At 74.3% G+C, this 14,300-nt stretch carries 15 protein-coding genes; 4 read left to right on the top strand and 11 right to left on the bottom strand.

From position 1 onward, the window contains the following. Positions 1-28 precede the first annotated feature (28 nt). The 3 genes from BMW62_RS17930 to BMW62_RS17920 all read right to left on the bottom strand — a co-directional run bounded on the left by BMW62_RS17930 (position 29) and on the right by BMW62_RS17920 (position 3,038). Complete coding sequence (locus BMW62_RS17930) at positions 29-880, bottom strand: GNAT family N-acetyltransferase (protein WP_091933743.1); 852 nt, start codon at positions 878-880, stop codon at positions 29-31. Between the two features lie 3 nt (positions 881-883). Further along, the gene (gene ispG, locus BMW62_RS17925; RefSeq protein ID WP_211435189.1) at positions 884-2,044 is read right to left on the bottom strand and encodes a flavodoxin-dependent (E)-4-hydroxy-3-methylbut-2-enyl-diphosphate synthase; all 1,161 of its coding nucleotides are present in this window, start codon (positions 2,042-2,044) and stop codon (positions 884-886) included. Positions 2,045-2,132: 88 nt separating this feature from the next. Continuing rightward, complete coding sequence (locus tag BMW62_RS17920; protein ID WP_091933740.1) at positions 2,133-3,038, bottom strand: LysR family transcriptional regulator; 906 nt, start codon at positions 3,036-3,038, stop codon at positions 2,133-2,135. Between the two features lie 104 nt (positions 3,039-3,142). Between BMW62_RS17920 and BMW62_RS17915 the strand changes: the two genes are divergently transcribed. After that, the gene (locus BMW62_RS17915) at positions 3,143-4,048 is read left to right on the top strand and encodes an EamA family transporter (RefSeq protein ID WP_091933737.1); all 906 of its coding nucleotides are present in this window, start codon (positions 3,143-3,145) and stop codon (positions 4,046-4,048) included. Here the strand turns inward: BMW62_RS17915 and BMW62_RS17910 are convergent. Both BMW62_RS17910 and dxr read right to left on the bottom strand, forming a co-directional pair. Then, on the bottom strand, positions 4,032-5,423 hold the full coding sequence (locus tag BMW62_RS17910; RefSeq protein WP_244524133.1) for a M50 family metallopeptidase: 1,392 nt from the start codon (positions 5,421-5,423) through the stop codon (positions 4,032-4,034). The two genes, BMW62_RS17915 and BMW62_RS17910, sit on opposite strands and share 17 nt — an antisense overlap. Then, positions 5,404-6,600, bottom strand: coding sequence for a 1-deoxy-D-xylulose-5-phosphate reductoisomerase (gene dxr / locus BMW62_RS17905; protein WP_091933735.1), 1,197 nt, complete (start codon positions 6,598-6,600; stop codon positions 5,404-5,406). Before dxr ends, BMW62_RS17910 begins: the two co-directional genes overlap by 20 nt. 144 nt (positions 6,601-6,744) lie before the next feature. Between dxr and BMW62_RS17900 the strand changes: the two genes are divergently transcribed. Next, complete coding sequence (locus BMW62_RS17900; protein ID WP_091933814.1) at positions 6,745-7,047, top strand: DUF2631 domain-containing protein; 303 nt, start codon at positions 6,745-6,747, stop codon at positions 7,045-7,047. A 28-nt stretch (positions 7,048-7,075) separates the two neighbouring features. Here BMW62_RS17900 and BMW62_RS17895 read toward each other — a convergent pair whose 3' ends face one another. Further along, entirely contained in the window at positions 7,076-7,792 is a 717-nt protein-coding gene (locus BMW62_RS17895; protein ID WP_091933733.1) for a VIT1/CCC1 transporter family protein, read from the bottom strand. After that, positions 7,789-8,967, bottom strand: a complete 1,179-nt coding sequence (rlmN, locus tag BMW62_RS17890; RefSeq protein WP_091933811.1) for a dual-specificity RNA methyltransferase RlmN — start codon at positions 8,965-8,967, stop codon at positions 7,789-7,791. Before rlmN ends, BMW62_RS17895 begins: the two co-directional genes overlap by 4 nt. Positions 8,968-9,061: 94 nt before the next feature. Between rlmN and BMW62_RS17885 the strand changes: the two genes are divergently transcribed. After that, positions 9,062-9,832 (top strand): polyphosphate kinase 2 family protein, encoded by a 771-nt coding sequence (locus BMW62_RS17885; RefSeq protein WP_091933731.1) that lies wholly within the window; start codon positions 9,062-9,064, stop codon positions 9,830-9,832. Here BMW62_RS17885 and BMW62_RS17880 read toward each other — a convergent pair. Then, on the bottom strand, positions 9,829-10,479 hold the full coding sequence (locus tag BMW62_RS17880; protein ID WP_091933729.1) for a TrmH family RNA methyltransferase: 651 nt from the start codon (positions 10,477-10,479) through the stop codon (positions 9,829-9,831). The genes BMW62_RS17885 and BMW62_RS17880 overlap by 4 nt on opposite strands. Positions 10,480-10,496: 17 nt before the next feature. On the opposite strand from BMW62_RS17880, the gene BMW62_RS17875 reads away from it, so the two are divergent. Continuing rightward, complete coding sequence (locus tag BMW62_RS17875; RefSeq protein WP_091933727.1) at positions 10,497-11,600, top strand: GNAT family N-acetyltransferase; 1,104 nt, start codon at positions 10,497-10,499, stop codon at positions 11,598-11,600. Here BMW62_RS17875 and BMW62_RS17870 read toward each other — a convergent pair. The 3 genes from BMW62_RS17870 to pyrH form a co-directional block, all read right to left on the bottom strand. Further along, the gene (locus BMW62_RS17870) at positions 11,597-12,454 is read right to left on the bottom strand and encodes a phosphatidate cytidylyltransferase (RefSeq protein WP_244524132.1); all 858 of its coding nucleotides are present in this window, start codon (positions 12,452-12,454) and stop codon (positions 11,597-11,599) included. The genes BMW62_RS17875 and BMW62_RS17870 overlap by 4 nt on opposite strands. 244 nt (positions 12,455-12,698) lie before the next feature. Then, positions 12,699-13,256, bottom strand: a complete 558-nt coding sequence (gene frr, locus BMW62_RS17865; RefSeq protein WP_091933723.1) for a ribosome recycling factor — start codon at positions 13,254-13,256, stop codon at positions 12,699-12,701. A gap of 70 nt (positions 13,257-13,326) precedes the next feature. Further along, positions 13,327-14,076, bottom strand: coding sequence for a UMP kinase (pyrH, locus tag BMW62_RS17860; protein WP_091933809.1), 750 nt, complete (start codon positions 14,074-14,076; stop codon positions 13,327-13,329). Positions 14,077-14,300 lie beyond the last annotated feature (224 nt).

The raw sequence follows: 14,300 nt of genomic DNA, 5'->3' as shown, positions 1-14,300 counted from the left end.
CTCCCCCGCGGGCCTCGCCGCGGGCCGGTCAGAACAGGACGCTGGCGTACTCGCCGACCTCGCGGAAGCCCACCCGGCGGTAGGAGGCGCGCGCCCGGGTGTTGTAGTCGTTGACGTAGAGGCTCACGACCGGGGCGATGACCGCGCGGGCGTACTCGACGACCGCGGCGGTGCAGGCGGTGCCGATCCCCCGCCCACGCAGCGACGGCGCCACCCAGACGCCCTGCACCTGGCAGGCCGCCCGGCAGACCGCGCCGATCTCCGCCTTGAACAGGACGCGCCCTTCCTCGATCCAGGCCAACGACTGCCCGGCCCGCACCAGCTCGTCGACCCGCGCCCGGTAGCCGGCGCCGCCGTCGACCCGGAGCGGGCTGACCCCCACCTCCTCCGTGAACATCGCCACAGCGGCCGGCAGCAGGACGTCGAGCTCCTCGGTGCGCACCGGGCGCACCCGCGGCTCGGGGGCGACGGCGGGCGGCCCGTCGATGGCCAGCAGCGGCTGCCGGGGGCGGTGGTCGCGGGCCGGCCCCCACGCGGGGGCCAGCAGGTCCCACAGCGGCGCCACGGCGGCGGAGGGGCCGACGATGGTCGAGCAGCGGCGCCCGGCCCGGCGGGCCCGTTCGGCGAAGGCGACGGCGGCGGCGCGCTCAGCGCCGGGCAGGGCGAACGGGATCAGGTTCGCGCCGGCCAGGCAGATGGCGTCGAGCTCGCGGCCCGTGCCGATGCCCCAGAGCGGCGCACCCAGGGAGAGCGCCGCCGTGCCCGCCGCCTCCACCCGGCCGGCGACCACGCACGCCGCGACCGGGTCTGTCGCGAGCAGCCGGTGCACGGCGGCCTCGTCCGCCTCGTCGAGGACGCGGGCGGCAGGCGTACGGAGCACGGCTCAGCCGACGGAGACGACCGGCGGCCCGGAGGGCTCACCGGCGGCCGCCTGCTCACCGGCGATCTTCAGCGCCTCCTCGATCAGCGTCTCGACGATCTGCGACTCGGGGACGGTCTTGATGACCTCCCCCTTGACGAAGATCTGGCCCTTGCCGTTGCCGGAGGCCACGCCGAGATCGGCCTCGCGGGCCTCACCGGGGCCGTTGACGACGCAGCCCATGACGGCGACCCGGAGGGGAACCTCCATGCCCTCGAGCCCGGCGGTGACCTCGTCGGCGAGCTTGTAGACGTCGACCTGGGCGCGCCCGCACGAGGGGCAGCTGACGATCTCCAGGCCGCGCTGCTTGAGGTTCAGCGACTCGAGGATCTGGTTGCCGACCTTGACCTCCTCGGCCGGCGGGGCCGAGAGGGAGACGCGGATGGTGTCGCCGATGCCCTGGGAGAGCAGGGCGCCGAACGCGACGGCGGACTTGATGGTGCCCTGGAAGGCGGGGCCCGCCTCGGTGACGCCGAGGTGCAGCGGGTAGTCGCACTGCGCGGCGAGCAGCTCGTAGGCGCGCACCATGATCACCGGGTCGTTGTGCTTGACCGAGATCTTGATGTCGCGGAAGTCGTGCTCCTCGAACAGCGAGCACTCCCAGAGCGCCGACTCGACCAGCGCCTCCGGCGTCGCCTTGCCGTACTTGGCGAGCAGCCGCCTGTCCAGCGAGCCGGCGTTGACGCCGATGCGGATCGGGATGCCGGCACCCTTGGCCGCCTTGGCGATCTCGCCGACCTTGTCGTCGAACTTCTTGATGTTGCCCGGGTTCACGCGGACGGCGGCGCAGCCGGCGTCGATCGCGGCGAACACGTACCGCGGCTGGAAGTGGATGTCGGCGATCACCGGGATCTGCGACTTCCTGGCGATGATCGGCAGCGCCTCGACGTCGTCGGTGTCGGGCACCGCCACCCGCACGATCTGGCAGCCCGAGGCGGTGAGCTCGGCGATCTGCTGGAGCGTGGCGTTGATGTCGGCGGTCTTCGTCGTGCACATCGACTGGACGCTGACCGGGAAGTCGCTGCCGACACCGACCCCGCCGACGTCCAGCTGCCGGGTCTTCCGGCGCGGGGCCAGCACGGGCGGAGGAGCAGCGGGCATGCCGAGGCCGACGGGGATCGCCATGGGTCCAGTATCCCCCGCCGGGGCGTCAGCGCCGGTGGAGCCGCTGTGACGTGCGCGTCCGGGGGACGCGACGGGTCCGCGGAGACCCTCAGCCCGGGTAGGCCGCAGCCTCGGCGACGAGAGCGTCGACCACCGTCCGCACCGCCCGCCGGGCCGCCTTGTCCGGGCGCACGAGCGCCTCGACGATCCGCCCGGCACGCAGGTCGGCCAGGGGCACGAGCGCCAGCCGGCCCGCGCTGCGTTCCCGGGTGGTGTGCCGGGGCAGCAGCGCGACGCCGTGCCCGTGGCTGACCAGCTTCTCCATGAGCGGCAGGTGCGTGGTGCGGCGGACGACGCGCACCGGGGCGCCGGCCCGGGCCGCGATGGCGGTGAGCACCCGGTCGATCGGGAACTCCGCCGGCGGGGCGATCCACTGCTCGCCGATCACGTCCAGCGGGCTCACCCGGTCGCGCCGGGCCAGCGGGTGGTCGAGGGGCAGGGCGACGTCCAGCGGCTCCCGCAGGAGCAACCGCACCTCGACCTGCGGGCGGGCCGGGGGCACCACGTCGTCGGACCGGTGCGCGACCACCACGTCGTAGTCGGCGGTGAGCGCGGCGAAGTCGTCCTGGGACACGTCCTCGTCGTGGGTCTCCAGGGTGATCTGCGGCGCCGCGGCCAGCCGGTCGAGCAGCCCTGGCACGAGCAGTTCGCCGGCCGAGTGGAACACCGCGAGCCGCACCGTCCCGCCGGCGCCGCCGCGGTAGTCCGCCCAGTCGGCCTCGGCGGCGGCGAGCGCGGTCGCGACGCCGGTGGCGATGCCGGCGAGCGCCCGGCCGGCATCGGTCAGCCGAACGCCCCGGCCCACCCGTTCGACCAGCGGCACCCCGGCCCGCCGCTGCAGCACCTTCAGCTGCTGGGACACCGCGGACGGCGTCCTCGCCGTGGCCCGGGCGACGGCGGTCACCGACCCGTGCTCGGCCAGCTCCCGCAGCAGGAGGAGCTGGGCGGGCTCCATGCGGTTCCAGAGCCCAGCCCCACCGGCAACCATGAAGGCAACCTACAGCGACGTTTCACGACATCGCGCTTGTCCTTCACGGACGGCGCCCGGAGGCTGGCGGAGTGCCGCCCCGCGACCGCCTCCTCGCCTGCTTCGTCGCGGTGTGCTGGGGGCTCAACTTCCCCGCCACCGCCCTCGCCCTCGAGCAGTTCCCGCCGCTGTTCATGGTCGCCCTGCGCTTCGCGCTCGTGGGCCTGCCCGCGCTCCTGCTCGTCCCGCGGCCGCCGGTCCCGCTGCGCTGGCTGGTCGGCGTCGGGGTGGGCATCGGCATCCTGCAGTTCGCGTTCCTCTACGCCGGGATGGCGGCCGGCATGCCGAGCGGGCTGGCGTCCCTGGTCCTGCAGGCGTCGGCGCCGTTCACCGTCCTGATCGCCGGCTTCTGGCTGCACGAGCGGCTGTCCGCGCGACAGCTCGGCGGGGTGCTCCTCGCCGTCCTGGGCCTCGCCGCGATCGCCGTCCACCGCGCGCAGACGGCCGCCTGGCTACCCGTCGTCCTCACCCTCTGCGGCGCGCTCGGCTGGGCCGTCGGCAACGTCTGCAGCCGCCGCGCCCAGGCGCCGAACGCGTTCCACCTGACGCTCTGGACCGCGGCGATCCCGCCCGTGCCGATGCTCGTGCTGGCGCTGGTCGTCGAGGGGCCCGACCGCATCCTGCGCTCGCTGGCGACCGCGGCCACGGCCGCGGCGCTGCCGTCGGTGCTCGGGCTGCTCTACGTCGTCGTCGTGGCCACGCTGGTCGGCTACGGGATCTGGAACACGCTGCTGTCCCGCCACCCGTCGAACGTGGTGGCGCCGTTCTCGATGCTCGTGCCGGTGGTCGGCGTCCTCGCGTCGTGGCTGGCCTTCGGTGAGGTGCTCGACCCCGTGGAGCTGGTCGCCGGCGTGCTCGTGGTGGCCGGCGTCCTCGTCGCCTCGCGCCCGGCCCGCAGCCGCGCGACGCCGGCGGCGGCGCTCACCCAGCCAGCGTGACCGGGTTGACGACGTCGGCGATGAGCAGCAGCAGCGACAACCCGAGGAAGAGCCCGGCGACGGCGTAGGCGACCGGCATCAGGCGGGCGATGTCGAACGGCCCGGGGTCGGGCCGCCCGCGCAGGCGGGCGACCGTCGAGCGCACCTTCTCGTACAGCGCACCGGCGACGTGCCCGCCGTCGAGCGGGTAGATCGGCAGCAGGTTGAACAGGAACAGCACCAGGTTCAGCCCGGCCAGCAGCTGGATGAAGTAGCCGATCTTCTGCACCGGGGAGAGCTGCTCGAGGGCGAAGACCTCCCCGGAGATGCGGCTGACGCCGACCACGCCGATCGGCCCGAGCGGGTCGCGCTCCTCGCCGAGGAAGGTGGCGCGGAACAGCTGGGGGATCCGTTCCGGGATCTCCACCAGCCGGTCCACCGAGCGCACCAGGATGTCCCCGAAGTGCCCGGGCACCTCGGTGACCGACTGGCGCACCTCGCGCTGGAGCGGGCTGATGCCGACGAAGCCGACGACCTGCGTCGCCTCGCCGTCCTCATCGGCGTAGACCACGTTCTCGATCGGGGTGACGGTGAGGTCGCGCCGCTCCCCGTCGCGCTCGACGGTGAACACGACCGGGTCGTCGGCGCTGGCGCGGATCGCGTCCTGCACCTGCTCCCAGCCCACGTCGGTCTCCTGGGAGACCGGCTCGCCGTCGAGCGCCAGCACGGTGTCGCCGGGCTGCAGCCCGGCCCGGGCGGCGGGGCTGCGCGCCGGCAGTGCGCAGCCCGCGGCCCCGGCCTCGCACAGCTCCCCCTCGGGCGTGATGGGGACCGCGCAGGGGTCCTCCGCGCCGGCGCTCGCGGCGCCGGCGGGCAGCACGCACTCGGGCACCTGGCGGATCGTCGTGGTGATCTCCGGGATGCCGAAGCCCATCAGCACGACGGCGAAGAAGACGACGGCGAGCACCAGGTTGTGGAACGGCCCCGCGAACATCACGATGACGCGCTGCCACCAGGGCTTCTTGTAGAAGACGCGGTCACCGTCGCTGGGCAGGACGTCGTTGAGCGCCTGGCCCCGCACCTCGGCGATGAAGCTGCGCATGCGGGTGGCGCGCTTGCTCTCGTTCTCCTCGGCCGGCGGGATCATGCCGACGATGCGGATGTAGCCGCCCAGCGGGACGGCCTTGACGCCGTACTCGGTCTCGCCGTGCCGTCGGGAGAACACGGTCGGCCCGAAGCCGACCATGAACTGCGGCACGCGCATGCCGAACTTCCGCGCCCAGTAGAAGTGCCCGGCCTCGTGGAAGGCGATGGAGAACATCAGGCCGAGGGCGAAGAGGACGATCCCCAGCACCGTCAGCAGGAATCCGCTCAGCTCAGCCTCCGCCGATGACACCCCGGGCGTGCTCCCGGGCCCACTTCTCCGCCGCCAGGACGTCCTCGACGCAGGTGGGGGCACCGAGGTCCGGCGCGGCGTCGAGGGTACGCGCGACGAGCTGGACGATCCCTGGGAACGAGAGCCGACCCGCCGTGAACGCGCCGACCGCCTCCTCGTTCGCGGCGTTGTACATGGCGGGCACCACGCCGCCCGCCTCGCCGGCCGCGCGGGCCAGCCGCACCGCGGGGAACGCCTCCTCGTCGAGCGGCAGGAACTCCCAGGTGCTCGCCGCCGACCAGTCCAGCGCCGGCTGCACGTCCGGCAGGCGGTCGGGCCAGGCCAGACCCAGGGCGATCGGCAGCCGCATGTCCGGCGGGCTGGCCTGGGCGATCGTCGCGCCGTCGGCGAAGGTGACCATGGAGTGCACGATCGACTGGGGGTGCACGACGACGTCGATGTCGGCGTAGGGGATGCCGAAGAGCAGGTGGGCCTCGATCAGCTCGAGCCCCTTGTTGACCAGCGTCGCCGAGTTGATCGTGACGACGGGCCCCATGGCCCAGGTCGGGTGGGCCAGCGCCTGCTCGACGGTGACCCCCGCCAGCTCGGCGGCGGTGCGCCCGCGGAACGGCCCGCCGCTGGCCGTCAGCACCAGCCGGGCGACCTCGTCGCGGGACCCGCCGCGCAGGCACTGGGCGAGGGCCGAGTGCTCGGAGTCCACCGGCACGAGCTGGCCCGGTCCCGCCGCGGCGAGCACCAGGTCGCCGCCGGCGACCAGCGACTCCTTGTTGGCCAGGGCGACGGTGCGCCCGGCCCGCAGCGCCGACAGCGTCGGCCCCAGCCCGATGGAACCGGTGATCCCGTTGAGGACGACGTCGGCCGGGCGGGCGGCCAGCTCCTCGGCGGCGCGCGGGCCGGCCAGGATCTCGGGCAGCGCGAACTCGCCCTTCGCCCAGCCGCGCTGCTGCGCCGCGGCGTAGAAGGCCAGCTGCAGGTCCTGCGCGGCGGTGGCTCGCGCGACGGCGACGGTGCGCACGCCCAGCGCCAGCGCCTGCTCCGCCAGCAGGGCGACGTCGCCGCCCCCGGCCGCCAGGCCGGTGACGCGCAGCCGCCCGGGGTTCTGCGCGGCAACCGCGAGCGCCTGCCGGCCGATGGAGCCGGTGGAGCCCAGGACGGTGACCTCGCGCGGCTCGCTCATGCGGGCATCCTGCCAAGAACCCGGACGACGGCCCCACTCCCGGCGGACCTCGGCGCCCAGGCCGGGGTCTCCTGCGACCGCTGACGACCCGCCGGTCCACCACCTCGGAGCGTGCGCGGCGCCGGCTCCTGCCAGAATGGCCGGGTGACCGAGGCACTGCACTCCCCGTCGACCCAGCGGGTCAACCAGCCCGGCCGTGAAGAGGCCGTCGTCCGCGCCGGCGAGCACCCCGTCGAGCACGAGCAGCCCGAGGACTGGGGCTGGCACGGCGAGACCGGCAAGTGGGGCCAGATCGGCGGCTGGTTCTCGACCGCGGTGATCCTGCTGTACCTGGTCGGCAACCACGAGGGCCGGGTCGAGGACATCTGGCTGCTCGCCCTGGCCGGCGTGATGGCGCTCGTCCTCATCTGGGACCTGCGTCGCAAGAAGACCGCCTGGCGCCGCTGACGGCGGGCTCTGCAACGGCGGACGCGGATCAGCTGAGGCTGACGCCGATCGCCGCGCCGATCAGGTAGGTCGCACCGGCCGCCGCCGCACCGAACAGGAGCTGGCGCAGTGCGGCGTACCACCACGGCCGCGGCGTGAAGCGAGACGACAGCGCCCCGGCCAGCAGGAGCCCCAGCCCCCCGCAGAGCAGGGCGACCCACAGGACCGGCACGCCGAGGAAGTACGGCAGCAGCGGCAGCACGGCGCCGGCTCCGAAGGTGAGGAACGACGAGACCGCCGCCACCCGCGGCGAGGGCTTGTCCTCCGGGCTCAGGCCGAGCTCCGCGACCACGTGCAGCCGCAGCGCCGTCTCGGGGTCGCGCGACAGCTGCACGGCCACCGTGCGGGCGAGGCGGTCGTCGACGCCACGGACCCGCAGCATCTCGATCAGCTCCGCGAGCTCCCCTTCCGGGTTCCGCTCGAGCTCCCGGCGCTCCTTCTCGACCTCGAGGTCCAGCTGCTCGTTCTGCGTCTTGACCGAGGTGTACTCGCCGAGCGCCATCGAGATCGCGCCGGCGACGAGGCTCGCGACCCCGGCGAGCACGATGGCCCGTGGGGCGGCGCCACCGCCGCCGACCCCGGCGACCAGGGCGGTGTTGGTGACCAGGCCGTCCATCGCCCCGAAGACGGCGGCCCGCAGCCAGCCGCCGGAGACGTCGGCGTGGGTGTGCTCGTGGGCCTCGGCGTCCGGCGGCGCACCGCTCACCCCTGGTCGGCCTCCGCGCCGAGGGGGACGGGCGCCTCGACGGCCGGCGTGGGCAGCGCCACGGCCGGCACGCCCTCGACCCGGTCGGCGGCGGCGAGCTGCCCGCAGGCGCCGTCGATGTCCTGACCGCGGGTGTCGCGCACCGTCGTCGCCACCCCGGCGGCCCGCAGGCGGGCGACGAACTCCCGCTGGGCCGGCAGCGGGCTGGCGTCCCAGGGGCTACCCGGCGTCGGGTTGAGCGGGATCAGGTTGACGTGCGCGAGCTTGCCGGCCAGCAGCTTGCCGAGCAGGTCGGCGCGGAACGGCTGGTCGTTCACGTCGCGGATGAGGGCGTACTCCACCGAGTAGCGGCGCCCGGTGCGCTGCGCGTAGGCGTCCGCGGCGTCGATCACCTCGCCGACCTTCCACCGGGTGTTGATCGGCACCAGGGTGTCGCGCAGCTCGTCGTCGGGCGCGTGCAGGCTGACGGCGAGGGTGACGTTGCGCCCCTCCTCGGTGAGCCGGCGGATGGCCGGCACGAGGCCCACGGTGGAGACCGTCACCGACCGCTGGGAGAGGCCGAGCCCGTAGGGGGCGGTGCCGAGCAGCGCGTCGAGGGTGGCGCGCACCCTGGCGTAGTTGGCCAGCGGCTCCCCCATGCCCATGAAGACCACGTTGGACAGCCGTCCCGGCCCGCCGGCGACCTCGCCGTCCGCCATCGCCGCGGCGGCGGCCACCGCCTGGCCGATGATCTCGGCGGCGGAGAGGTTCCGGGTCAGCCCGGCCTGGCCGGTGGCGCAGAAGGGGCAGGCCATGCCGCAGCCGGCCTGGCTGGAGATGCAGACGGTGGCGCGGTCGGGGTAGCGCATGAGCACGCTCTCCACGAGCGCGCCGTCGTGCAGCCGCCACAGCGTCTTGCGGGTGCGGCCGTTGTCGGCCGTCTGGTGCCGCACCACCGTGAGCAGCTCGGGCAGCAGCGCCTCGCGCAGGGTCTCGCGGGCGGCGGCCGGGATGTCGGTCATCTGCGCGGGGTCGGTGGTCCCGCGGTAGTAGTGCCGGGCCAGCTGGTCGGCGCGGAACGCCGGCTGGCCGAGCTCCGCGACCGCCGCGCGGGCCTCCTCGCGGGTGAGGTCGGCGAGGTGGCGCGGCGGCTTGCCGCGGCGGGGGGCGTCGAAGACCAGGGGCAGGGCAGTCATGGCGCCCTCCATGCTCCCACTCCCCCGGCCCGCGGTCCCGGGCCGGAGACCCAACTCACGCGGACGGGCCGGATCCCTGGCAGTCTCGGTGCGCATGAGCCGGCTGGACGACGTCGACCTGAGCCTCTCCCTGGACAAGAAGGAGGGCAAGAAGCAGCTGTCCGCCGCCCAGGACCGGCTGGTCCACCTGCGGCTGCTGCTCGGCGGCCAGATCGGGCCCGGTGAGCTCGGCCCGCCGCTGCTGGTGCTCTTCGAGGGCTGGGACGCCTCGGGCAAGGGCGGGGCGATCCAGCGGCTGGTCGGCGAGCTCGACCCCCGGCACGTCCGGGTGGCCCAGTTCGCCGCACCCACCCACGACGAGAAGCGGCACCACTTCCTGTGGCGGTTCTGGCCGGTGCTGCCGGGCTGGGGCGGCATGGCCGTGCTCGACCGCTCCTGGTACGGCCGGGTCCTGGTCGAGCGGGTGGAGGGGTTCGCCCCCGAGGAGGCGTGGCAGCGGGCCTACCAGGAGATCGTCGACCTCGAGACGACGCTGGCCGCCGAGGGCACGGTGCTGGTGAAGTTCTGGATGCACGTCTCACCCGAGGAGCAGCTGGACCGGTTCGAGTCGCGTCGGGCGGACCCGTACAAGGCCTGGAAGCTCACCGACGAGGACTGGCGCAACCGGGAGAGGCGCGACGAGTACGAGGCAGCTGTCGAGGAGATGCTCGAGCGCACCGACACCCCCGTGGCCCCCTGGCACGTGATCCCGGCCGACGACAAGCGGTGGGCCCGGGTCGCCGTCGTCCGCACGGTCTGCGAGGCGGTCGAGGCGGCGCTGCACGCCCGGGGCATCGACCCCGACCCGCCGCTGACCGGTGGCTAGCGCGCGGCCCCGAGGTCGGCGTGCCGGCGCACCCACGCGTGCATGGCGATCCCGGCCGCGACGCCGGCGTTGATCGAGCGGGTCGAGCCGAACTGGGCGATCGAGACGGTCAGGGCCGCCCCGGCCCGCGCTTCCTCGGTGAGCCCCGGACCCTCCTGGCCGAACAGCAGCACGCAGCGCTCGGGCAGCTCGGCGGTCTCCAGGGGGGCGGCGCCGGGCCCGTTGTCGACGGCGACGACGGCGAGCCCCTGCTCTCCCGCGAATGCGAGCAGCCCGCCGACGTCGGCGTGGTGGCGCAGGTGCTGGTACCGGTCGGTGACCATCGCGCCGCGCCGGTTCCACCGCCGCCGGCCCACCACGTGCACCTCGGCAGCGAGGAACGCGTTGGCGGTGCGCACCACCGTCCCGATGTTGAGGTCGTGTCCGAAGTTCTCGATGGCGACGTGGAAGGGGTGCCGGCGCCGGTCGAGGTCGGCGACGATCGCCTCGACCGCCCAGTAGCGGTAGCGGTCGACGACGTTGCGCCGGTCGCCCTCGGCGAGCAGCTGCGGGTCGTACCGGGGATCGTCCGGCCACGGCCCCTCCCACGGGCCGACGCCGATCGTGGCACCCCAGTCGGTGGGGCCGGGCAGTTCGTCCTCGAGCACCCAGGGAGGATCGCAGGGTGACCGACGACGTCCTCCTGCACCTGGTCGAGCCGGCCGCGTGGCGGGCCGCGCTGAGCGCGGGCTCGATCACCCCTGCGCCGGAGGGGTTCGTGCACCTCTCCGCCCCCGGGCAGGTGCACCTCCCCGCGCAGCGGCTGTTCCCCGGCCGCCGCGACCTGGCGCTGCTCGTCGTCGACCCCGCGCGGCTCCCCGACCCGGTGCGGTGGGAACCCGGGCACCCCGACGACCCGGCGGGATCGCGCTTCCCTCACCTCTACGACCCGCTGCCGACGTCGTCGGTCGTGGCGGTCCTCCCCTACCGGCCACCGACGCCGATCGAGCTCCCCGCACCCGGCGACGCGCTCGCCCGCGCCGTGGCCCTGTACACGTCCGTACCGGTCCGGCGTGCGGTCGGGGTGGGCGACGTCCCCGGCGGGGTGGCCGTGCTGGACCCCGACTTCCCGCACTCGCGGGACAACAACCGGCTGGTCCTCACCCGGCCGGTGACCGCCGCGGCCGTCGAGACCGCCGCCGAGGAGGTCGGGGGCAACGCCGGCTGGCCGCACCTGGCCGCGCTCCTCACCTGGCCGGGGGCCGGGACCGTGGCCGCCGGGCTCGCCACCCGCGGCTGGACCGCCGAGGAGCTCGTCCTCATGGGCCGGCCCACGGCGCTCCCCGTGCCGGGGACCACCGTCCGCGCCGAGGTGGTCGACCAGCGGGAGGTTCAGGACCTGTGGGGCCGGGGCTGGCGCCGCGACCTCGCCTCCCTCGGCGACCGGCTGGAGCCGGTGGTGCGGCAGCTGGTCGGCCGCGAGCAGCTCAACGACCGGGTGGTCGCGGTGACCGACGTGGTGGTGCGCGAGCACGGCCGCGTGGTGGCCGCGGCGCAGCTGCGGGTGGACGGCGCGACCGCGGCGGTGGAGTCGGTCATGACCGATCCGGACGTCCGCGGGCGCGGGTACGGCGACGCGGTGCTCGCCCGCGTGCTGGAGCTGGCCGCGGCCGCCGGCTGCGACCTGGTCGTGCTGGAGGCCGCGGGCGAGGACTGGCCGCGGCACTGGTACGCCCGGCGGGGGTTCACCGTGCTCGGGTCGACCTGGTCGGTCGACCGGCCTGCCTAGACCGGCGCGAGCACCGTCAGCAGCAGGTAGGCCGCGGCCGCGGACGGCAGCAGCGAGTCCAGCCGGTCCATGATCCCGCCGTGACCGGGGAGCAGGTCGCCCATGTCCTTGATGCCGAGGTCGCGCTTGATGAGCGACTCGGCGAGGTCACCGATGGTCGCGGAGACGGCGAGCGAGGCGCCGAACACCAGCCCGCCCCACCACGGCGCGTCCAGGCCGAGGACCAGGACCGGCGTGGCCACCAGCATGCAGGCGAGCACGGATCCGGCCATGCCCTCCCAGGACTTCTTGGGGCTGATCGAGGGCGCCATCGCGTGCTTGCCGAAGAGCACGCCGGCCGCGTAGCCGCCGACGTCGCTGGCGATGACCGTGGCGATGAAGGCGAGCACCCTCAGGGCGCCGTCGTCGGGCACCAGCAGCAGGACGGCGAAGCCGGCCAGGAACGGCACGTAGAGGGCGGTGAGCACACCGGCGGCGGCGTCCCCGCGGTAGCCGACCGGGCCGGCGGCCAGCCGCCACAGCAGCACGGCGAGCGCGGTGAGGAAGAAGCCGGTCAGCAGCCCGGTGGGGCCGCGCGTCCACGCGAGCGCCTCCATGGCGAGGGCACCGACGAGCAGCGGGACCAGCGGTGCGGAGAACCCGCCCTTGCCCAGCGCCCGCGTGAGCTCGACGACGGCGACGAGGATCGCCGCGACCAGCACGCCCAGGAACGCCGGACGCCAGACGAACAGCGACAACAGGATGACCGCGACCAGCCCGACCCCGACGCCGATGGCCGCGCGCAGGTTGCGCCCGGCCCGGCTCACCGGCTGCTCCGTGGTGGGCAGCTGCGCGACCGCCTCGGGCACCGGCATGGCCGTCGCCGTGGGGGCGTCGTCATCGGCGGCTTCGGGGTCGTCGGGGACCGGGACCGGCGGGCGCGACGGGAGCGGTGGCAGCGGGCGGGAGGCCGCGACCGGGACCGGCCCGGTGTCGTCGCCCCGCCGTCGCCCGCCCGGTCCCGGCTCGCCCACCCGCGGAAACGGCTGACCACCCGGGCGGAGGGAGCCCGGGCGGTCGGCGGGAGGAGGTGTCATGGGAGCGGCGGCCGAGCTGAGGTCAGACCTCGAGCAGCTCGGTCTCCTTGTTCTTCATCGCCTCGTCGACGTGCGTCACGTGCTGCGCGGTGAGGTCGTCCAGCTCCTTCTCGGCGCGACGCACGTCGTCCTCGCCGGCCTCGCCGTCCTTGGCGATGCGGTCGAGCTCCTCCTTGGCTCGGCGGCGGATGTTGCGGATCGCGACCTTGGCGTCCTCGCCCTTGGCGCGAGCCTGCTTCACCAGGTCGCGACGGCGCTCCTCGGTGAGCTGCGGGAAGATCACCCGCAGGATCTGGCCGTCGTTGGTGGGGTTGACGCCCAGGTCGCTGTCGCGGATGGCCCGCTCGATGGCCGTCAGCTGGCTCATGTCGTAAGGCTTGATGACCGCCATGCGCGCCTCGGGCACGGTGATCGAGGCCATCTGCGGCACCGGGGTGTAGGCCCCGTAGTAGTCGACCATGATCTTGCTGAACATCGAGGGCGTGGCCCGGCCGGTGCGGACCGAGCCCAGGTCCTCCCGCGCGACCGAGAGAGCCTTGTCCATCCGCTCCTCGGCGTCGAGCAGGGTGTCGTCGATCACGGGTTGTCCCTCCTGCGGCGGTTCTCGTCCCGCCGGCGTCCTCGTCTGTGCCCGATCCGTGCGGCCGGCGTCAGGCCGGCTGGCTGATCAGCGTGCCGATCCTCTCACCTGCGGTGGCGCGGGCGATGTTGCCGCCGCTCAGCAGGTCGAACACCACGATCGGCATCCGGTTGTCCATGCAGAGGCTGATCGCGGTCGCATCCGCGACCTTGAGCTGCTTGGCCAGCACCGTCGCGTAGTCCAGGTCGTCGTACATGACGGCGTCGGGGTTGGTGCGCGGGTCGTCGTCGTAGACGCCGTCGACACCGTTCTTGCCCATGAGGAGCACCTGGCACTCGATCTCCAGGGCCCGCTGGGCGGCGACGGTGTCGGTGGAGAAGTACGGCATCCCGGCGCCGGCGCCGAAGATGACCAGACGGCCCTTCTCCAGGTGCCGGATCGCCTTGCGCGGGATGTAGGGCTCGGCGACCTGGCCCATCGTGATCGCGGACTGCACGCGCGTCTCGAGGCCGGCCTTCTCGCAGAAGTCCTGCAGTGCCAGGCAGTTCATGACCGTGCCGAGCATGCCCATGTAGTCGGCCTTCGTGCGGTCCATGCCGGCCTGGGAGAGCTCCGCCCCGCGGAAGAAGTTGCCCCCACCCATGACGACGGCGACCTGCGTGCCCCGCGCGACGACCTCCGCGAGCTGCTCCGCGATGCCCTTGACGATGTCGGCGTCGACACCGACCTTGCCGCCGCCGAAGGACTCACCGGAGAGCTTGAGCAGCACGCGCTGGTAACCGCTCCCGTCGGCGGGCTGGAAGGCGGTGGGGGCGGACAGCGGCGCGGTGGTGTCGGTCAACGGTTCATCCCTGGGGTGGTGTCGATGGGGCTGCCGGTGGGGTGATCCTGCCGCATGGGCGGATCTCGCTCCTGCCGGGCGAGGACGCCGGCCGGACAGACGACCGGCCCCGTCCCACGAGGGGAACGGGGCCGGTCGTCTGGCGACGTGCTGGAACGGCCTCCCTGCAGGGCCCCGTCGCGAGCCTGCGAGCGATGGGGGGC

The organism is Blastococcus sp. DSM 46786 (genome assembly GCF_900109665.1).
Lineage (GTDB): Bacteria > Actinomycetota > Actinomycetes > Mycobacteriales > Geodermatophilaceae > Blastococcus > Blastococcus carthaginiensis.
This window is presented reverse-complemented; position numbering and strand designations above follow the sequence as displayed.